Annotated in this window: 20 protein-coding genes; 8 read left to right on the top strand and 12 right to left on the bottom strand. The window is 38.2% G+C overall.

Features of this window, described 5'->3' with window-relative positions:
- Positions 1-197: 197 nt before the first annotated feature.
- Positions 198-776 (top strand): Fe-S biogenesis protein NfuA, encoded by a 579-nt coding sequence (gene nfuA / locus RGQ13_RS18310; protein ID WP_348391168.1) that lies wholly within the window; start codon positions 198-200, stop codon positions 774-776.
- A 555-nt stretch (positions 777-1,331) separates the two neighbouring features.
- Positions 1,332-2,147 carry a hypothetical protein gene (locus RGQ13_RS18305; RefSeq protein ID WP_348391167.1) on the top strand — a complete coding sequence of 272 codons (816 nt, stop codon included), beginning with the start codon at positions 1,332-1,334 and terminating at the stop codon, positions 2,145-2,147.
- 14 nt (positions 2,148-2,161) lie between these two features.
- On the opposite strand, the gene RGQ13_RS18300 is transcribed toward RGQ13_RS18305, so the two are convergent.
- Both RGQ13_RS18300 and RGQ13_RS18295 read right to left on the bottom strand, forming a co-directional pair.
- Positions 2,162-3,409, bottom strand: a complete 1,248-nt coding sequence (locus RGQ13_RS18300; protein ID WP_348391166.1) for an MFS transporter — start codon at positions 3,407-3,409, stop codon at positions 2,162-2,164.
- A gap of 17 nt (positions 3,410-3,426) precedes the next feature.
- Positions 3,427-4,770, bottom strand: a complete 1,344-nt coding sequence (locus tag RGQ13_RS18295; protein ID WP_348391165.1) for an MATE family efflux transporter — start codon at positions 4,768-4,770, stop codon at positions 3,427-3,429.
- 237 nt (positions 4,771-5,007) lie between these two features.
- Here RGQ13_RS18295 and RGQ13_RS18290 point away from each other — a divergent pair, with 237 nt between their 5' ends.
- From RGQ13_RS18290 to RGQ13_RS18270, 5 genes are all read left to right on the top strand, one after another.
- Positions 5,008-5,445: a hemerythrin domain-containing protein gene (locus RGQ13_RS18290; protein WP_348391164.1), complete on the top strand. Its 438-nt coding sequence runs from the start codon at positions 5,008-5,010 to the stop codon at positions 5,443-5,445.
- Positions 5,446-5,464: 19 nt separating this feature from the next.
- Positions 5,465-5,749, top strand: a complete 285-nt coding sequence (locus RGQ13_RS18285) for a DUF2249 domain-containing protein (protein WP_348391163.1) — start codon at positions 5,465-5,467, stop codon at positions 5,747-5,749.
- The gene (locus RGQ13_RS18280; protein WP_348391162.1) at positions 5,746-7,029 is read left to right on the top strand and encodes a hypothetical protein; all 1,284 of its coding nucleotides are present in this window, start codon (positions 5,746-5,748) and stop codon (positions 7,027-7,029) included. The genes RGQ13_RS18285 and RGQ13_RS18280 overlap by 4 nt, the downstream gene beginning before the upstream one ends.
- A 98-nt stretch (positions 7,030-7,127) precedes the next feature.
- The gene (locus RGQ13_RS18275) at positions 7,128-8,177 is read left to right on the top strand and encodes a polysaccharide deacetylase family protein (RefSeq protein ID WP_348391161.1); all 1,050 of its coding nucleotides are present in this window, start codon (positions 7,128-7,130) and stop codon (positions 8,175-8,177) included.
- 21 nt (positions 8,178-8,198) lie between these two features.
- A complete protein-coding gene (locus RGQ13_RS18270) occupies positions 8,199-8,867 on the top strand; it encodes a glutathione S-transferase family protein (RefSeq protein WP_348391160.1) in 669 nt (222 codons plus the stop codon).
- 104 nt (positions 8,868-8,971) lie between these two features.
- Here the strand turns inward: RGQ13_RS18270 and RGQ13_RS18265 are convergent, their stop codons facing one another.
- The 7 genes from RGQ13_RS18265 to RGQ13_RS18235 form a co-directional block, all read right to left on the bottom strand.
- The gene (locus RGQ13_RS18265) at positions 8,972-9,697 is read right to left on the bottom strand and encodes a YebC/PmpR family DNA-binding transcriptional regulator (RefSeq protein WP_348391159.1); all 726 of its coding nucleotides are present in this window, start codon (positions 9,695-9,697) and stop codon (positions 8,972-8,974) included.
- Positions 9,698-9,892: 195 nt separating this feature from the next.
- The gene (locus RGQ13_RS18260; RefSeq protein WP_348391158.1) at positions 9,893-11,302 is read right to left on the bottom strand and encodes a M20/M25/M40 family metallo-hydrolase; all 1,410 of its coding nucleotides are present in this window, start codon (positions 11,300-11,302) and stop codon (positions 9,893-9,895) included.
- A 28-nt stretch (positions 11,303-11,330) separates the two neighbouring features.
- A complete protein-coding gene (locus tag RGQ13_RS18255) occupies positions 11,331-11,969 on the bottom strand; it encodes an SCO family protein (protein WP_348391157.1) in 639 nt (212 codons plus the stop codon).
- A 5-nt stretch (positions 11,970-11,974) separates the two neighbouring features.
- Complete coding sequence (gene cyoE / locus RGQ13_RS18250; RefSeq protein ID WP_348391156.1) at positions 11,975-12,901, bottom strand: heme o synthase; 927 nt, start codon at positions 12,899-12,901, stop codon at positions 11,975-11,977.
- 8 nt (positions 12,902-12,909) lie between these two features.
- Positions 12,910-13,932 carry a COX15/CtaA family protein gene (locus RGQ13_RS18245; RefSeq protein WP_348391155.1) on the bottom strand — a complete coding sequence of 341 codons (1,023 nt, stop codon included), beginning with the start codon at positions 13,930-13,932 and terminating at the stop codon, positions 12,910-12,912.
- A complete protein-coding gene (locus tag RGQ13_RS18240) occupies positions 13,932-14,495 on the bottom strand; it encodes a hypothetical protein (RefSeq protein ID WP_348391154.1) in 564 nt (187 codons plus the stop codon). The genes RGQ13_RS18245 and RGQ13_RS18240 overlap by 1 nt, the downstream gene beginning before the upstream one ends.
- Before the next feature lie 61 nt (positions 14,496-14,556).
- Positions 14,557-15,321, bottom strand: coding sequence for an SURF1 family protein (locus RGQ13_RS18235; protein WP_348391153.1), 765 nt, complete (start codon positions 15,319-15,321; stop codon positions 14,557-14,559).
- Positions 15,322-15,362: 41 nt separating this feature from the next.
- Here RGQ13_RS18235 and RGQ13_RS18230 point away from each other — a divergent pair, with 41 nt between their 5' ends.
- Complete coding sequence (locus RGQ13_RS18230; protein WP_348391152.1) at positions 15,363-15,572, top strand: DUF2909 domain-containing protein; 210 nt, start codon at positions 15,363-15,365, stop codon at positions 15,570-15,572.
- A gap of 120 nt (positions 15,573-15,692) precedes the next feature.
- Here the strand turns inward: RGQ13_RS18230 and RGQ13_RS18225 are convergent, their stop codons facing one another.
- The 3 genes from RGQ13_RS18225 to ctaD are packed head-to-tail and all read right to left on the bottom strand — an operon-like array spanning position 15,693 to position 18,745.
- A complete protein-coding gene (locus RGQ13_RS18225; protein ID WP_348391151.1) occupies positions 15,693-16,574 on the bottom strand; it encodes a cytochrome c oxidase subunit 3 in 882 nt (293 codons plus the stop codon).
- On the bottom strand, positions 16,574-17,161 hold the full coding sequence (locus RGQ13_RS18220; RefSeq protein ID WP_348391150.1) for a cytochrome c oxidase assembly protein: 588 nt from the start codon (positions 17,159-17,161) through the stop codon (positions 16,574-16,576). Before RGQ13_RS18220 ends, RGQ13_RS18225 begins: the two co-directional genes overlap by 1 nt.
- A gap of 12 nt (positions 17,162-17,173) precedes the next feature.
- A complete protein-coding gene (gene ctaD / locus RGQ13_RS18215; protein WP_348393434.1) occupies positions 17,174-18,745 on the bottom strand; it encodes a cytochrome c oxidase subunit I in 1,572 nt (523 codons plus the stop codon).
- Positions 18,746-18,753 lie beyond the last annotated feature (8 nt).

Genomic DNA, 18,753 nt, shown 5'->3' with positions numbered 1-18,753 from the left:
AAAATAAAGAATATTAAATATCTATTTATTATCAAAAATAAGTGATAAAAAGCTATTAAACATTGTGACAAAACTAGCTCTTAGGCGCATAGAATAGTATTATAGCGACATACTTGAGTTGTTTAGTCGGGTATTGCCATTATTAAAATGGAATTGTCTATCGCTAAACAAAGTAGAACAATTTAATGGATACAAAAATGATTAATATTTCAGATACAGCACAAGAGCATTTCGCTAAGTTATTATCACAACAAGCTGAAGGCACTTGTATAAGAGTATTTGTAGTAAACCCTGGTACTGCGCAAGCTGAATGTGGCGTTTCTTACTGCCCTGTTGAAGCTGTTGAACCAGATGATATTCGTATTGAATATAAAGGCTTTGCAGCCTTAGTTGATAAAGACAGCGAAAAATTCTTAGTTGATGCTGAAGTAGACTTTGTTACTGACCAAATGGGTTCACAGTTAACCTTGAAAGCACCAAATGCAAAATTACGTAAAGTAGATAATGACGCACCATTATTTGAGCGTGTTAATTACTTTATTCAATCAGAAGTTAATCCACAATTGGCGGGCCATGGTGGTGATTGTCAGTTAATGGAAGTGACTGAAGATGGCTATGCAATTTTACAATTTGGCGGTGGTTGTAACGGCTGTAGCCAAATCGATTTAACCGTTAAAGACGGTGTTGAAAAACAACTCATTGAAGTGATGGCTGGCGAAATTAAAGGTGTTCGTGATGTAACTGAACACGAGCGCGGTGAACACTCGTATTATTAATTAATCACATTGTTCAATAAACAATAAAAACCAGAACCTAGTTCTGGTTTTTTACTTCATGGAAGAAGGAATGCAAATCGCCATGGACCGTTCTTACGCATCCATGCGATCACGGCATATACAACATCCATGTTGAAAACGGCAGTAGATTTGTAACTTCATGGAAGAAGGAATGCAAATCGCCAGAGACCGTTCTTACGCATCCTCGGCAATTGCTCCTTGCATTGCTCTAATATACAACGTCCATGTTGAAAATGCGATCACGGCATATACAACTTCCATGTTGAAAACGGCAGTAGATTTGTAACTTCATGGAAGAAGGAATACAAATCGCAGGGACCACTTATTTAACCCTTATGAATACTGCATTCATATACCCTTGAAAATCACAATACGCCCCGTTTTAGCGCCTTTTTGTAAGACTTTTGTATTCTTTGTTTGCTTAATTTTTCTTTGCTGTTATTTGTTTGTAATTTGGCACTTTATTCTATTAATTTTTTTTTGCTTGTTTAGTATCGAGAAAACAGACTTGAAATTAGTATAAAGACCAGCTTAATGAAGACCAAATTTACGATAGTTATTGTGTTACTTAGCTTACCCCTTGCTGTTGCGCAATCAAATGAGCAATCACCAAACGCCTTTGGCTATCAACAAAGTCAATTCTCCTTAAAGTCTGGTTTTTATACTGTTCAAAATGGCGCAAAAGATAGTGACTATAAAAAACTTGATCCTAGTTTTAATGGTGTTGATGACAGTGCTATTACTTCTGTTGAAGCCAAAAGCCAATTTACTTGGGGGGCAACTCATTTAATTGCGCATCATGGTTTAAAAAATGCCACCAACAAAGATGGTCAGCAGATCGTAGCCAACATGATGTTAAATACTGGTGTTAAGCCGATAAAGCTCTTTGTGGGTTATGATGAACTTTCTTATAAGCATGGAGCTACAGAGACCAAGTATCGTTACGGTGTAGGATTCGGGTTACCAATAAAAGGCCAGCTAGTTACCGGTTATTTAACCAAAATATATGGCACATTGAAGTCGCCGGGCTTAGAAGACTTTGAAGGCGATAATGGTTATGCCTTAGCATTAAAAACCAGTTTTAAGCTAACCGATCAAATTTCATGGGATAGTGCTTTGGAATATACATGGAATCGTAAACTTACCACACTTCCTTTACCTGAAGGTCACCCTTTGCGGCTTATTGCGGAAGATAATTTAAGTAAAGAGTCAATACGGTTATGCAATAAACTCTCGTATAAAGTTAACCAAAATTTTGATCTGGGTATAGAATATGTTTACCTAAAAGGTGATGCCGTATTTGTTGGCAATGCAGGGCTATTAGGTGCTTTTGCAGCCTATAAATTTTAACTGTGAAATATCTCTTATTTAATATTTTCTCGGTTTTTATAATGCCAAAAACTCACTAACAACATAATAATTATAAATGGCAATGTGCTATAGATTAGTATTGTCCAGTTTTGTGTGAATAGAAGCCAACCAGCTAATAAAGATGCTAAACCTTGAACGGTAAAAATAATAAAATCATTTAGTGCTTGTACCTTAAACCGCTCACTTCCATGGTAACTTTCAGGTAATAATACTGTGCCAGTAATGAATAAAAAATTCCAACCAATGCCAAGTAAAACCATCGACCACCAATAATGCATTACTTGTTGGCCATTTAAAGCAACAATTGTCACCACTGCAAACATTATCGTTCCAACAAATAAAACATTAGCAGAATGGAATCGTTTAATTAACGCACCTGTAAATAAAGAAGGTAAAAACATCGCAGCAATATGGCTTTGAATAACCCATTTAGTATCCATTAACGAATGACCATCCATAGCATGCATGCTTAGAGGCGTTGCTGTCATAACGAAACTCATCAAGCCATAGCCAATTGCTGCCGATAGTAGGGCTATAATAAAAATAGGTTGTTTGATTATTATCTTAAGCGGCCTTTCAGGTTCATCTTGGATGTCACTTTTTTCAACTTTAGGATCAGTAAACAATTGAAAAACAAGTAGAGAAATCACCAATAAAATTAATAACCCTACAAATGATCCTGCATAACCGTGTGGGGCTGCTATCCAGTCTTTCGCCATTAATGCTATTTCAGGGCCTATCATGGCAGCAAAGATACCTGAGAGCATTAACGCAGAAATCACTTTCGCTGCATTATCTGGGCTAACACTTTCTAAGGCGGCAAAGCGCATTTGCTGTGCAAAGGCCAGACTTGAACCCATTAAAAACGTGGCAAATATAAACAAATAAAAACTGGCTACTATAGCGCTGTATGAAGCGATTAACGTGCCAATAATAGCAATGATAAAACCAATGTTAGTTGCTGTCTTTCGCCCCAATTTACTAGACAAGTTGGAGACTAAAAAAGTACTAACCGCCACTCCTAATATCATTATGGTCAGTGGCAGTGTTGCTAAACTTGGATCCGGAGCCATTTTACTGGCGAGTATTCCGCCGATGAATGTAATGGTAGGAGCAATACACATTAGCAATGGCATGGAAAAAAACAGCACTGCAACGTTTCGTGGCAGGTGCAGCACTTTTGTTAATATTAGTAAGGCAATAATCATTGCCACTATTACCAATGTTAGTGTGATAAACATTTAGCTGAACGCCTTATTTAATTTTTGCCTAACCGGTCTTTGTTGTTGTGAAAATGGTAGAAAAGGGTAATTCCTCTCGCCATCATGAATAAACAAAAAGCAGCCCAAATACCGTGGTTTCCGTATCCTTGTAAAATAAACCAACATGGGAAGAAAAAAGCGAATGTTGAGACTAGCATTGAGTTTCGCATCACAGCAGCTTCGGTTAAACCGATGTACACTCCGTCATATAAATAACACCAACAAGCTAATACCGGCAATGCAACAATCCAGGGAAGAAACTCACTAGCATAGGCTACTACCTCAGGTATGTCAGATAAAAGTTTAATAAACTCTAAACCGAATAAGTAAAAGAAAAGACTATAAATAATCGCAAACATAAAGTTGTATTTTAATGCCGTATTTACAGCAAGCGATAAAGCTGATGAGTCTTTGGCGCCTTTTGCTCGCCCAACTCTTGCTTCAGCGCCGTAAGCAATTCCGTCTAAACCAAAGGAAATGAGTAATAAGAAATTAAGTAAAATAGCATTGGCAGCAACTACCGTATCGCCAAGTCTTGCACCTTGAAAGGTTATAAATACAAAGCAGATCTCTAAACACAGTGTGCGAATAACAATATCGCGATTAAGTTTTAAGTAAGGGCTAAATGATACTTTGTTGAACAATGTATTTTTCGTTTTTGCTAAGGTTTTAATTAAATCTTTATGGTGAACATTTAGAGTTTTAGCAACAAAGTATAAACCTAATATCAAACTTGAATATTCGGCAATTAAAGTGGCTACTGCTATGCCCATTATTTGCCAGTTAAAACCTAAAACAAACAGTAGGTCTAGGCTTAAATTAACAACATTAGTAACGATTAACAGCCACATAGCGAACTTGGCTTTATGCAAACCTAATAACCAACCTAAAATTACTAAATTAGCTAAAGCAGCAGGGAAACCCCATATTCTTATTTCAGTGTACTGACGAGCATAAAACTGCACCTGTTCACTACCACCAGACAACCATAAAGAGGCATTTATATAAGGGGTTTGTAGAACAATCATTAGCAGACCGATTATGAAAGCAACAACTAGGCCTCTGCTTAATACTAGGAGAATCTGTTGCCTGTCTTCACTACCATAAGCTTGCGCAGCAAGGCCCGAGGTAGACATGCGAAGAAAACCACAAAACCAAGTAATAAAGGTGATAATCATTGCGCCAACGGCGGTGGCTCCTAGAAAGTACGCTTCAGGTAAATGGCCAATTACGCCAGTATCAACTAGACCTAATAATGGCACCGTGATATTGGATAAAATCATTGGAATGGCGAGGGCGAATAACGCTTTTCGTTCCTGTTGTTGCTTACTTGCTGTCAAAAACTCACCTTAGTTTTAAAATTTGAAAATAATTATTTTTTATTATTAGAATTAATGGACTTGGTATAATACGGGATCTGATGAACAAATAGCTATGAATAATGATTCCATTTTATTTGAAATTTTAAAAATAGTAACTGAAATTTAACATTCCTTAATATAGGTCAAAGTTGTAAACGGTAATGAAGGTAAAGTGCAATCAAGCTGTTACTTAAATTGAACTCTCAGGAATTGAAGATGAATGCTATCCCCGATTATATGACTGATAAACACCGCCATTGCGATGATATTTTTGCTGAAGCAGAAGCTGAAGTTGCAAAAGAAAACTGGATTTTGGCTGAGCAAAAGTGGCAAACTTTTACCAGAGAACTTGAGCTGCACTTACAGGCAGAAGAGCAGATACTTTTTCCTGAATTTGAACAGGCAACAGGCATGACTTCTGGTCCTACCCAAGTTATGCGCATGGAGCATGAACAAATGCGTGGCTTGCTGACATCGTTAAATAAATCATTAGTTGAGAAAAATAGTGAAGACTTCCTCGGCTTTTCAGAAACATTAATGGTATTAATGCAACAGCATAATATGAAAGAGGAAATGATGCTTTATCCTATGTGTCAGCAAAATATCAGTGATACTGAACAAATGACAGCACAATTGAAGCAACACTGCGATTGATGTGCAGTAGGTAATGTAAATGCAGCAAGTTTATTTAGATGTAAGTGAGCTAGAACCGCCTGAACCAATGACTGAAATTATAACCGCATTGGCTAGGTTGAAAGTAAACGAATACTTGCTGGTATTTCACCGCCGCGAACCGTTTCCTTTATACGAAAAGCTTGCCGCAGCTGGTTGGGCCTTTCAGTGTAAAAAATTAACTGATCAGCAATTTCAAATTTTTATTTATCGTGCAACAGATCAAAGTAAATTTAGCCAGCAGTTACTTAATAAAACAGATCAACCAACATCTGATCTGCAATGAATCTAAGTGGCCTTAACTTTTCCGCTTTACCCGAAATTAATATCATATTTCGGTTCTTTGTTTGTGCCGTATTATTTGCGCTTGGTGGTGCCTTTTTAATACTTATTTCCGGTGCTGAAGTGTGGCAAAGTCGTTGGCATCCGAATATGCTGGCGATCACCCATTGCTATACCCTAGGCTTTATTACAACAGTAATGATGGGGGCGTTGTTACAAATTTTACCGGTGATTGGTGGCATTGGTATACCGAAAGTAAAACAGGTTGCTAATACGTTTTTAATATTCCACGTAATTGGAACATTTAGTTTAATCACGAGTTTTATTTGGCCAATTTCTACATTAACAATAGCAGCAATTATTCTCCTCTTTATTGGCTATGGCATATATCTTGTGGCTTTGATTTCGGTATTGGTAAAAAAATTAAGCCAAGGTAGCAGCATAATCACCATCCGCTTTGCACTATGCGCACTTTTATTTACTTTAATTTTAGGTTTATTGATGGTGGCGCGAAACTTAGGCTGGCAGATCATTTCTTTCGATAAATATATCACTGATATGCACGCCATATGGGGGATCGCGGGTTGGTTTTCGTTGTTGATAATTGCTGTTAGTTTTCAAATTATTCCAATGTTTCATGTCGCACCAGAATTTAATGAAAGGATACGTAATTATTTGCCTAAGCTCATAAGCGTATTGCTATTGTTGGTAATGTTCAGCGAGGGGCATGTGCAAGAATTAGTATTTTTACTGCTATTAGTGAATAGCTTATTCATCGGTTATTTATGTTATTTATTGAGTTTACGCAAACGCAAGATCCCTGATACAACAGTAAATTTTTGGCGTTTATCGGCAGTTTCGCTTATCACTGTATTTATACTTTATTTACTGCCAGAGAAATTACTAATGGCCTTAGGGGTAGAGCAACCAACATTAACGTTAGCAGCCATGGTGATCTTCTTATATGTGATTTCTATCATTCTTGGCATGATGTTAAAAATTATGCCTTTTTTGTCTTATACTCACCTACAACAGCGTTGTCTTCTCGACTTTTCTTTGATGCAATTGCTACCTAACATGCATCAGTTTTTACCCCCGAAACACGGTAAAAAACTCTTTTATCTGCATTTGTGTACAGCCTCAGTGCTAGTGCTTACTTTAATTTTTAATCAACTTTATTTGTTATTGGCATTCACTCTACTTGTGGAGTTTTGCTGGTTGTTGGTTTTATTAATGCGATGTAAAAGGCTATACAATGTAACGATAAAAAATATTAATAATTAAACTTAGCTGAAGTAAAAATAATCAGCTTTTTATTAGCAAAATCAATTGAATGACTCTATTCTGATAAGACATAAACCCTAGTCTTCCTACAAGCACCTATGAAAAAAATATTAATTGCTCTATTAATGACTTTAGTACCAAATTTTGCCCAAGCAACGGTTATTTTAGTTTATCACCATGTAAGTGAAACAACGCCGAAAAGCACTTCAATAAGCCCAAAGCAGTTTGAGCTACATCTTAACTACTTAAAAGATAACGGCTTTAAAGTAATAGCATTAAATGAAATGGTTGATAAGTTAAAAGCTAAACAGCCATTAGAAGATAAAACTGTGGTGATCACCTTTGATGATGGTTACAGCGATATTTTATATAACGGTCACCCGTTATTACAAAAATTTGGCTACCCATACACTATGTTTATTAATCCGAATACGGTGCCAAATAACAGTGGCATTTATTTAGATTGGCCGCAAATAAAACAAATGGCAGATGACGGGGTACTTATTGCAAATCATGGTTTAGTACACGACTCTTTAATTAAAACCCCTAAAGGAGTTGAAGCACAAACATGGTTGACACAAAAGCTCGATGAGCTGGAACAATCTGAACAGATAATTAAGGACAAATTAGATCAAAATTGGAAATATTTTGCTCTGCCATATGGCGAGTATACCCCGCAAGCTCAGCAAGAATTAGCATCAATGGGCTATGCTGTATTTACCCAGCAATCGGGTCCGGTAGGCGACACTACCGATATTACTGCCATACCTCGTTTTCCGGCATCGATGCCTTATGACCAACTTGGACCGCTAAAAGATAAACTAAATTCATTGGCTTTTAATGTATCAGCAAAAAGCCAACGAGCACAAACGATAGTACCTTTCGGCGAACAACCAGAAAAAACTGTTGAAGTAAGCCTTAATGACTTTTATCCGAATATGCTTGCTTGTTTTATTGCTGGAGGTGGTAAAGCGGAAATTACTTGGCAAGGTAAGGAGAGTTTTACCATGAGTTTTGATGCTAATTTTAAGCCAGGCAGAAACCGTAGTAATTGCACCGCCCCAAGTATTTCAAAATCAGGTAGATTTTACTGGTATTCAAAACCTTGGTTTGTGCCCAAAGCCGATGGTAGTTGGTATACAGATTAACAATTTATTTAAGGAATAATTATGACCTCATTAATTTTATATGGTGCAGAGCCTTCACCATTTGTTAGAAAAGTACGGTTAGCATTAGCGTTCAAGCAGTTGGATTATGAGCTCATTCAAGTGTTTCCATTCAACCCTGAAAAACCGCAGGCTTTTATTGATAACAGCCCTACGGGGCAAATACCGTTACTGGCTTTTGGTGATGACTATATAACTGACTCATCTGTTATTTTGAATTTTTTAGAGCGCGAGTATCCCGAGCCAGCCTTACTTCCGAAAGATAATATTGCTGCTGCCAGAGCAATGTGGTTTGCAGAATATGCGAGTAGTAAAATGGTAGCTGCACTAGGTGGACATTTATTTGCTGAGATGTATTTAGCCAGAGCCTTTTTCAACCGTGAACCATTACAGTCTGATATCGATTTGGCGCTTAACGAAGAGATCCCCGAGATCTTTACTTATTTAGAAACGCAACTAAATAGTAATTATTTAGTTGCCGAGCAATTTACTTTAGCGGACTTAGTTGTAGGCGGTATGTTAGTTTTACTGAAGCATTGCAAGGTTAAATGTGATGCTAATAAGTGGCCCAAAGTTGCCGCTTATATTGATAGAGTGCACGCATTACCAATATTTACAAAAATCATTGATGAAGAAACAGAAATTCTTAGAAGTTACGGTTTAGATATATAACTAATAAAACAGCGCACAAATTAAAAGGGGTCAGTACCCTTTACTATTTATAATAGTAAAGGGTACTGACCCCTTTTGAGATGATTTAGATTTGACCCTAATTATTATTGTTCTATTTCAGCATTGTGATAAATGTTTTGTACATCATCGCTGTCGTTTAACATGCCCATGAATTTTTCAAATGCGGCAATGTCATCTTCACCAGAAATTGTTTTGTAATCTTGCGGGATCCAAGTGATCTCTTCCATTTCAAAAGTAACGTCGGGCATTTCTTCAGATAATGTTGTTTTCACTTTAAAGAATTCTGTGTGCGGTGCGTAGACGCTAATTAGCCCATCTTCATGCTCAACGTCAGTAACATCTACATCTGCCATCATTAGTACTTCTAAAATTGCATCTTCATCATCGCCTTTAAACACGAATAATGCTTGATGATCAAACATGAACGATGCTGAGCCTACTCCACCAATTTTTGAATTCGTTTTGGTAAATGCTTGGCGTACATCTTTGATTGTACGGTTGGTGTTATCGGTAAGGCAATCGACTATTACCATACAGCCACCTGGACCAAAACCTTCATAACGAGCTGGCTCATAGTTTTCACCACCAGCACCATTAGCTTTATCTATAGCATTGTTAATTACATGTGTTGGCACTTGATCTTTTTTGGCTTTTTCAATTAAGCGACGTAATGCTAGGTTGTTATCTGGATCTGAACCACCATTTTTTGCTACTACGTAAATTTCTTTGCCGTATTTTGAATAAACTTTAGTTTTTTGACCCGCTGTTTTCGCCATATCGGCTTTACGGTTTTGGTAAGCTCTGCCCATCTTAATTCTGCTCTTTATTTCTTAAACTATATTGCTACTGATTTTATCAATAATAGTGCAACTTATGCTAGTACCATTTGTGCTAGCTCAAATATTATCGATACAATATCAAGGATGATATTTTATTACCTAAAAGATAAGGGCAAAGCTGACGGTTTTCAAGGTTAAGTACTCAATCCATTGTAACTATTAATGCTAATCCTTAACTTGAGGGCTGGTCAGGGTTTTTATAATAATTGTCCAATGATCTAAACCATCATAAAAAGCTTTTATTGGTAATCGCTCGTCCAAACCGTGGGCAAACATTTCATCAGGGTTCATAAACACACTAGACATCGCCCAAGTTGGAATTCCGGCTGAACGAAAATGCATACCGTCGGTGCCGCCAGATTCCATAACACCCATAATTTCTACTTTCGGGTAACGAATATGCACAGCTTTAGCGACAGCAGCCATTACATCAGGTCGCAGTTCTGATATGGGGCTTTCAATCGGTGAATCGAGTGTTGCAATTATTACCCCGCTATTAGCCACTACCTGTTGTAGGGTGTTTTTAACGTCACTGACCTTAACGCCCGGGAATATGCGACAGTTGACTGTGGCGGTAGCAGATTGCGGTAAAGCATTTTCCGCATGTCCTGCACTTAGCATAGTTGCAATACATGTAGTGCGTGTGGTACCCACATATGAAGGTTCATTGGCTAGTAAATCCGATGCTTTTTTATCACTGGGGTTTTTAGCAAAATCTATCATCGCTTGGCCGAGTTCACCGCCGAGTTGTTGACCGGATTTTTCAAAGAATTTAAGTGTCATTGCCGAAGACATCACCGGAAATTGAAAACTTTGGATATTATTCAGTGCTGACATTAATTCGTATATGGCATTGTCTTTGCGTGGACGTGAACTGTGACCACCTTCATTCTTAACGGTAAGTTCAAAGGTTGCGTAAGTCTTTTCTGCAGCCTGTACTAAATAGGCAATGGCTTTGCCATTTACATCTAGATCGCCGCCTCCTGAGTCAGAGTTTAAAGCATACTCTGCAGAAGCAAGTTCTGGCGTGTTATGGGCTAACATCTTTGTTGTTTCCATACTCGTTTCTTCATCACCTGAAAAGGCAATGATTAAATCTCGGTTTGGCACAAAACCGGCTTTTTTCAAGCGAATAAAAGCGGCAGTCATCATGGTAATACCAAGCTTGTTATCTACCGTGCCACGACCATAAAAGTAGTTGTCATCTTTAGTCAGTTGAAATGGTGAACGTTGCCAATCTTTTTCCAAAGCTTCAACGACATCCATATGACCAATTAATAAAATAGGTTGTTTACCCGAGCTGTTATCACCACGATATCGAACAGTTAGAGCAGCTGTTTCACCCTTAGGGATAATGTTAATATCTTCGTCGCTAAATCCTGCCGCTAAAAATTCATCGGCTAAATAAGCAGCCATCTCTGGGACTTTACCTCTGCCGGCAACTGTAGGGATAGAGATTACTTTAGTATAAATTTCTAAGGTTTTTTTTGCATGTTCACTGTCAGAATCACTCTTTGCAGAAACGTGCAAAACAAGTAACAAAGGCAGTAGTGCAAAGAATGTTTTTTTCATCATAAATCCTTTTGTAGTAGGGCTGGTAATATTAAAGGTTCGAGTGATTATATATTATCTCAAAATCCTTCAGCATTAGCTCTGAGTCAATACTTGGTATCGCCATTGGGTCGGTTTGCACTGGTTTGAATATTGCCTGAATTTTACCATTAGGATTGGTCAAAATAATTGATGCGCTATGGTTTACTAGATAGTACTCATCGCTAGTATCTTCAACAATGCCATACATTAAGCCTAAGCTGCGAGCAAAGGGGAATAACACCTCATGGCCAGCGCGTAGTGCAAAAAATTCTTCATTAAAATAACGAATGTAGCTATTCAATTTTTTTTGCGTATCGCGTTTAGGATCAGCAGTTACTAAAGCGACTTGCATTTTATTGTCGGTTAATTCTTTTAATTGCGGGTAAATATAATTCAGTTCTTGTAACGTTACAGGGCATACATCTGGACACGAAGTATAGCCAAAAAAGAATAACGTCCATTTGCCTTTAAGCTGTTCATTGCCGAAGGTATTACCGTTATGATCGGTTAATTCAAAATTGGCGATGGTGCGCGGTTGTTGATACAGCAATGCATGCTCAGGCTGTTGATTAATAAAATGCGTTTGGTAAACAAATGCACCAATGGCTGCAGATGCTACAGCCAAAATGATAATTAATAGTTTATTCATATCTATTAGAATACTGCCTTTGGTAAAATGTAATGGTCAGCCAAAAGAACAACAAACAACACCATCAAATGTATAATTGAAAACCTGAATGTTTTCATTGCTGTATCTTTTTCCGCATTAAACTTTAATTTCCATGCATAAGCAAAAAATGCCAGATTTAAGGCGCAAGCACCAACAAGATAAATCCAACCACTCATACCCACTAAATACGGCATTAAACCAACAATAAATAATAAAATGGTATACAACAATATTTGCGTTTTAGTGAAGGTAATACCGTGGGTAACCGGTAACATTGGAATGTTTACTTTCGCGTAATCATCACGGCGATGAATTGCTAGTGCCCAAAAGTGAGGTGGTGTCCAAACAAACACTAATAACACTAAAAGCAATGCATGAGGATGCACTTCATTGGTCATTGCTGTCCAACCTAGCAATGGTGGTATCGCACCGGCTAAACCACCAATTGTGATGTTTTGCGGCGTGGCTCGTTTCAGATACAACGTATAAATTACCGAGTAGCCGACTAAACCTGAAAACGTTAACCAAGCGGTTAATGGGTTAACTAATGCATAAAGCATGATAAAACCGATCACCGATAACGCGACGGCAAAAGTAATCGCATTTTTGTTACTGATTCGACCGTTAGGTAGTGGACGATTATGTGTACGCGCCATAATGGCATCAATTTTTTGATCAACAATATGGTTTATCGCAGCAGAAGCAGAGGATAATAAACCTATCCCTAACATTGCCGGGAAAAGGATTTGCCATGGAATTGCACCAGGCACAGATAAGCTCATACCTACTAATGCCGTTAGCACCAATAAAGCCACAACTTTCGGCTTGGTTATTTCGTAATATTCTCGCCAAGAAACCGGGCTAGTATCTATTGCTATCGTTTCAAGGGTATCTACGCTTGCTTTACTCATTTTAGCTCCTAAATTTTTCGTTTTAAGCTATAGCTTAAATGGATCATGCTTAACATTAACAGTGCTGCCACCACGTTGTGACTTACGGCGACTGGAAGCGGTAAAGTAAAAACAATATTGCTTACGCCAAGGGCGACTTGGCAGGTTAAAATAAAGCCAATGAATATGGCGTTAGTTTTGAAGAAACTTGATTGTGCATTGCGAAACACACTAATTGCTAACCAGGCGATATAAAGCGTGGTTACAATTGCACCAATTCTATGCATGGCATGAATCGTAATGCGCTCGGCATGACTTAAAAAACCAAATTCATAGGTATCACGCTCTGGCGGAATTAAATCGAATGAATTTGCAAAGGTAAGCTGCTGCATCCAACCGTCCTGACAAATTGGCAGTTGTGTACATACCAGAGCGGCATAATTACTTGATGTCCAACCACCAAGGGCAATTTGTAAAGTAAGAATTACCACACCAATAAAAGCAAAAGTTTGATACTTGCGTAAGTTATAGTCTCCACCCGGTACACGCGAGGATGAAAGACGAAGGTAGAGCAAATACAGCAAGCATAAGGTGACAAACCCTCCTAGCAAGTGTCCCATCACTACAATTGGCATAAGCTTCATGGTGACTGTCCACATACCAAGTGCTGCTTGGAATATTACCGTACACACCAACATTAACGGCAAAAATAACGGCAAACCTTTATCGCGATGTTTAAATGAAAAGATAAATATTGCGGCAATAAATAATCCTAAAGCGCCGGCGAAGTAGCGATGGATCATTTCATTCCATGCCTTTGCAGGTTCTACCGGGCGTTCAGGAAACGCTGATTCTGCCATGGCAATTTTGTCGGCAGTTTCAGGTACATCAATAAAACCGTAACAGCCTGGCCAGTCTGGACAACCTAAACCGGCGTGGGTTAAACGGGTGTATGCGCCAAGTGTAATAACCACTAATGCTAATAAAATTGCAACAAAGACTAATTTACGGGTACTCGCACTTTGCTGGCGAGTTTGCATAGAATTGTGCATTAACCAATCCTCGAGTATTTTAATAACTTCTTCAAGTCACTTAACATGGCTTTACCAAAGGCTGGAATATCCTCAACACTAGCAGGCTGGCTGTAAGTTAAAACAATATTACCTAATGGGTCTGCCACATAAATTTGGGTTGATGACAGCGCATTTTGTGCTGAAATTGGAGTATCAATAACACGCCAATGCTTATCGTTTATGTGTTGCAGCTGCTCTGCGTTAAACGGAGAATTACTTAGCGCAATAGGAGTTACACGTGGTGTTTCTCTACCTAGTGCTAAATAAGCGTGTTCGATACCCATTAAGGTCTGTTGACAATGTTCGTCGCAATTTTCAGGCAAAGAATAAATGACAAACCATTGCTTAATGTCTGCTTTTTCAAGGCCTATTTCCTCTAAAGTGAGGGGCTGCTCTAACAATTGCCCTTGATTTGTTACGCCATAATTAAACCATTGATTATCTAATGCTAATTTGGCGATTACTATAGGAAGAATAAATGCAGCCAATACGAGTACTAAAGTACGTCGTGATTTTTGCTGACTGTTTGTGGGAGAGGTCATTAGGAGCCTTTTTTTGATTTTTATTATTAGGTACTTATTTAGTTATTTTTTTGTTCTGGGTTTAATCTTCGGTTCTGTAAGTTTTATAACTTGCCCAAATCATTAAGCTCAACCATGCAATTGCTAGTGTAAACCACTGCACTGCATAACCTGTATGTTTTTCAGGTGGCATTACTACCGGTTGCCAGTTTTTTGTATAACCTATATGTTCTTTTTTATCTAAGAAAACGACAAAGGGCAAGAGCTTAATGTTAATTAGTTGTGATATTTTTTCGATGTCTATTTGTTGGATGCGTTGTGGCCATGAATCATTAGTTAATTGTTCTTCAGTTAAAACAATGCCTTGTTCGATAATTCGGATGTTTCCTTTGATATTCTGACGATTTTTAATGTCATTTAGGTTAGGAATAAAACTTCTATCGATTGAGCCTTCTATCCAACCTAAGTTAACTAAAACGGATTTTCCAGAGCTATCATCTATAAATACTTGTAGGACCCGATAGCCTAATCTACCTTGATGAGTTTGGTTATCAACTAAGAACTTATATTGATTATTAAACTCACCTTCAAGAGCTACTGGTATGTCATTAAGCGTTTCTACTTTGCTATTAACATCGGCAAGTACAAAATTTAAATCAAGAGCTTGTTGTTTATTTAGTATCTCTATATTGGTCAAACGCTGTTGTTTTTCATCACTGCGTTCAAACTGCCACAGACTAAGCTTGATTAATCCAGAAAATACAAGCAAGGTAAAGATCACCCAAGGCAATCGCCATGAAGATAAATAAGATATCAGTACTGAAGTTTTAACAGATTTAGTATTCATGAATTAGCCACTACAACATTAATAAAAATAAGGGCAAAACATTGGTTTATAAAATTTTCATCGCTGTTTTTTTAGCGTTTATGATTTACAACTTGTTTCGAGCGATGGTGATAATGAATAAAAACTCATCAGAGCAACCACCTATGTCTAAATATATAGGCCGTAGGGTAATATTCTCGGCGATTATTGTTTTAATATTACTGATTGGTATAGCCACAGGTTTAATAACCCCAAACCCAAGACCATATTAATATTCGACTACCAGCTATACTGATTTAAACTTTTGTTAGTTCCTAGTTCCTAGTTCCTAGTTCCTAGTTCCTAGAACGAATAAACTGCGCCTAAAGTTAAGCGCAGTTTTTATAACGTTACTACAATATATAAACAAACAAAAACAGCAACACCCATACCACATCTACAAAATGCCAGTACCAACTAGCAGCTTGAAAGGCAAAGTGATTTTCAGGGGTAAAGTGTCCCTTAAATACACGACACAGCATCACAATTAACATGATGGTTCCTAAGGTAACGTGCATGCCATGGAAACCGGTTAGCATAAAGAAGGTATTACCATAAATACCACTCGCTAGGGTTAACCCCATAGCAGAATATGCATGAATGTATTCTTCAACTTGCAGTACTAAAAACGCTAAACCTAATAAAACCGTTATACCCAACCAAACCTTTAACACGCCACGTTTGTTTTGCTCTAAAGCAACGTGGGCAAAATGAGCGGTGATAGATGAGGTCATTAATAATATAGTGTTATACAGAGGTAAGCCGTTCCAACCCATAGCTTCGGTAGTAGTACCATCAGGTGTAGTTGTTAAAGGCCATGCCGCATGAAATTCAGGCCATAATACTTGGAACGTTTCCAAGTTGTTATCAGCTCCACCAAGCCATGGAACACTTAGCATTCTGGCGTAAAAAAGCGCACCAAAAAATGCAGCAAAAAACATTACTTCTGAAAAGATAAACCAGCTCATACCTTGGCGAAATGAATTATCCATTTGACCACTGTATTTACCTGCCATCGATTCGCTAATAACATTATTGAACCAGCCAAATACCATATAAATTAACAGCGCGATGCCGCCTAACAGGATCCAACCACCTATGCCTTCGCCAGTGTCTATATTAGCGACATAATTACCCGCACCTATGGCGATTAAAAATAATGCAAAGGCACCTATAATTGGCCATTTACTTTGATCAGGAACGTAATAACTTTCATATTCTTTTGTTGTTGTCATTATTCTTCTCCTACACGACTTTTTGAAACTTCGGCGGTTTCTTCACTGGCTGTAATGTCATATAAGGTATATGACAAAGTTAGTTCAGTGATATGTTCTGGCAGTTCTGGATCCACATAAAATTGCAGTGGTAACCAGGCTTCTTCATTCGCTTGTAATGGTTGCTGATTAAAGCAAAAACATTCAATTTTCTGAAAATAATTAGCTGCCTGACCGGGCGAAACAGATGGTACTGCTTGCGCAACACCATCTCGACCTGATTCATTTTTCGCGTAATATTTTACAAATTTCATTTCCCCTGGGTGGACATCAATAGAGTTCATTTCTGGCTTAAATTGCCAAGGCGCACCTTTTGCGGTGCGGCTAATAAACTGAACTCGAATCAATCTTGAAGTATCAATGCCATCTTCATTAACAGCAGCAGCAGTAGTTGCTGTTTTGCCATTTAACCCAGTGATATCACAAAACACATCGTATAAAGGTACCAAAGCAAAGCCGAAAGCGAACATAGCGAATACAGTTACAACAAGTTTCGTTACTCCTTTTTTCACTTTTTTGTCCAATGGCTGTGCTTGGTCTTTAGTCATGTGCTTTCCCTATTACTTAATTTCTGGTGGTGTTGAGAATGTGTGATAAGGCGCAGGAGATGGAACTTCCCACTCTAAACCTTCAGCACCATCCCAAGGTTTCGCCGGCGCTTTTTCACCGCCACGAATACATTTGATCACCAACACTAAGAATATTAGTTGTGATAAACCAAAGGCAAAACCACCTATGCTCACCCACTTGTTAAAGTCAGCAAATTGTAGGGCGTAATCTGGAATACGACGTGGCATACCAGCTAGACCTAAGAAATGCATAGGGAAGAACAATAGATTTACAGAAATTAATGAACACCAAAAGTGGAACTTGCCTAACTTCTCGTTGTACATGTTGCCAGTCCATTTTGGTAACCAGTAATATGCACCAGCATAAATTGAGAACAATGAGCCGGTCACTAGTACGTAATGGAAATGCGCGACAACAAAATAGGTATCATGATATTGGAAATCCACTGGCGTCATCGCTAGCATTAATCCAGAGAAACCACCAATAGTGAACAAAATTACGAAGGCAATTGAGAACAACATAGGTGTTTCAAAAGTCATCGAGCCTTTCCACATGGTTGCTACCCAGTTAAATACTTTAACCCCAGTAGGTACCGCAATTAACATGGTGCAGTACATAAAGAACAACTCACCTGCAAGCGGCATACCTGTAGTAAACATGTGATGCGCCCAGACAATAAAGGACAGGAACGCTATCGATGATGTTGCATAAACCATTGAGCTGTAACCAAATAGCTTCTTACGTGCAAACGCAGGAATAATGGTTGAAACGATACCAAAGGCAGGCAATATCATAATGTAAACTTCAGGATGACCAAAGAACCAGAAAATATGCTGGAACATTACCGGATCACCGCCCCCAGCAGCATTAAAAAAGTCAGTGCCAAAGTAAGTATCGGTTAATACCATAGTTACTGTACCTGCGAGGACCGGCATAACTGCTATTAATAAGTAAGCAGTGATGAAGAATGTCCAAACAAATAATGGCATTTTCATGTAAGTCATACCTGGAGCACGTAAGTTCATTATGGTAACAACAATGTTAATTGCCCCCATAATTGACGAAATCCCCATAATATGAACAGCAAATACGAAAAATGCAGTACTACCATTTGAATACGTTGTTGATAGAGGTGCGTAGAATGTCCAACCAAAGTTAGGACCGCCGCCTTCCATGAACAACGATGACAATAAAATGCCAAAGGCAAATGGTAATATCCAGAATGACCAGTTGTTTAAACGTGGTAGCGCCATATCTGGAGCACCAATCATCATAGGTAGCATCCAGTTAGCCAAGCCGGTAAAGGCTGGCATGATGGCACCAAATACCATGATCAAACCGTGTACTGTTGTCATTTGGTTAAAAAAGTCAGGTTCTATAATTTGCAAACCAGGTTGAAATAGCTCGGCACGTATTACCATAGCCATTGCACCACCAGTAAGCAGCATAATGAAAGAGAACCAAAGATAAAGGGTACCAATATCTTTATGGTTAGTTGTGTATAACCAGCGCTTAATGCCGGTCATTTTATGATCATGATGATCGTCGTCATGATGATCCATAGTGTCAG

This window comes from Thalassotalea psychrophila, assembly GCF_031583595.1.
GTDB lineage: Bacteria > Pseudomonadota > Gammaproteobacteria > Enterobacterales > Alteromonadaceae > Thalassotalea_A > Thalassotalea_A psychrophila.
This window is presented reverse-complemented; position numbering and strand designations above follow the sequence as displayed.

What these genes read in the sequence shown, in the direction of transcription:
- RGQ13_RS18270 (WP_348391160.1), top strand. Translation starts at nt 8,199, where the DNA reads ATGACCTCATTAATTTTATATGGTGCAGAGCCTTCACCATTTGTTAGA.
- cyoE (WP_348391156.1), bottom strand. Translation starts at nt 12,901, where the DNA reads ATGAGTAAAGCAAGCGTAGATACCCTTGAAACGATAGCAATAGATACT.
- RGQ13_RS18280 (WP_348391162.1), top strand. Translation starts at nt 5,746, where the DNA reads ATGAATCTAAGTGGCCTTAACTTTTCCGCTTTACCCGAAATTAATATC.
- RGQ13_RS18240 (WP_348391154.1), bottom strand. Translation starts at nt 14,495, where the DNA reads ATGACCTCTCCCACAAACAGTCAGCAAAAATCACGACGTACTTTAGTA.
- RGQ13_RS18245 (WP_348391155.1), bottom strand. Translation starts at nt 13,932, where the DNA reads ATGCACAATTCTATGCAAACTCGCCAGCAAAGTGCGAGTACCCGTAAA.
- RGQ13_RS18290 (WP_348391164.1), top strand. Translation starts at nt 5,008, where the DNA reads ATGAATGCTATCCCCGATTATATGACTGATAAACACCGCCATTGCGAT.
- ctaD (WP_348393434.1), bottom strand. Translation starts at nt 18,745, where the DNA reads ATGGATCATCATGACGACGATCATCATGATCATAAAATGACCGGCATT.
- RGQ13_RS18265 (WP_348391159.1), bottom strand. Translation starts at nt 9,697, where the DNA reads ATGGGCAGAGCTTACCAAAACCGTAAAGCCGATATGGCGAAAACAGCG.
- RGQ13_RS18300 (WP_348391166.1), bottom strand. Translation starts at nt 3,409, where the DNA reads ATGTTTATCACACTAACATTGGTAATAGTGGCAATGATTATTGCCTTA.
- RGQ13_RS18235 (WP_348391153.1), bottom strand. Translation starts at nt 15,321, where the DNA reads ATGAATACTAAATCTGTTAAAACTTCAGTACTGATATCTTATTTATCT.
- RGQ13_RS18285 (WP_348391163.1), top strand. Translation starts at nt 5,465, where the DNA reads ATGCAGCAAGTTTATTTAGATGTAAGTGAGCTAGAACCGCCTGAACCA.
- RGQ13_RS18305 (WP_348391167.1), top strand. Translation starts at nt 1,332, where the DNA reads ATGAAGACCAAATTTACGATAGTTATTGTGTTACTTAGCTTACCCCTT.
- RGQ13_RS18255 (WP_348391157.1), bottom strand. Translation starts at nt 11,969, where the DNA reads ATGAATAAACTATTAATTATCATTTTGGCTGTAGCATCTGCAGCCATT.
- RGQ13_RS18260 (WP_348391158.1), bottom strand. Translation starts at nt 11,302, where the DNA reads ATGATGAAAAAAACATTCTTTGCACTACTGCCTTTGTTACTTGTTTTG.
- RGQ13_RS18275 (WP_348391161.1), top strand. Translation starts at nt 7,128, where the DNA reads ATGAAAAAAATATTAATTGCTCTATTAATGACTTTAGTACCAAATTTT.
- RGQ13_RS18220 (WP_348391150.1), bottom strand. Translation starts at nt 17,161, where the DNA reads ATGACTAAAGACCAAGCACAGCCATTGGACAAAAAAGTGAAAAAAGGA.
- RGQ13_RS18225 (WP_348391151.1), bottom strand. Translation starts at nt 16,574, where the DNA reads ATGACAACAACAAAAGAATATGAAAGTTATTACGTTCCTGATCAAAGT.
- nfuA (WP_348391168.1), top strand. Translation starts at nt 198, where the DNA reads ATGATTAATATTTCAGATACAGCACAAGAGCATTTCGCTAAGTTATTA.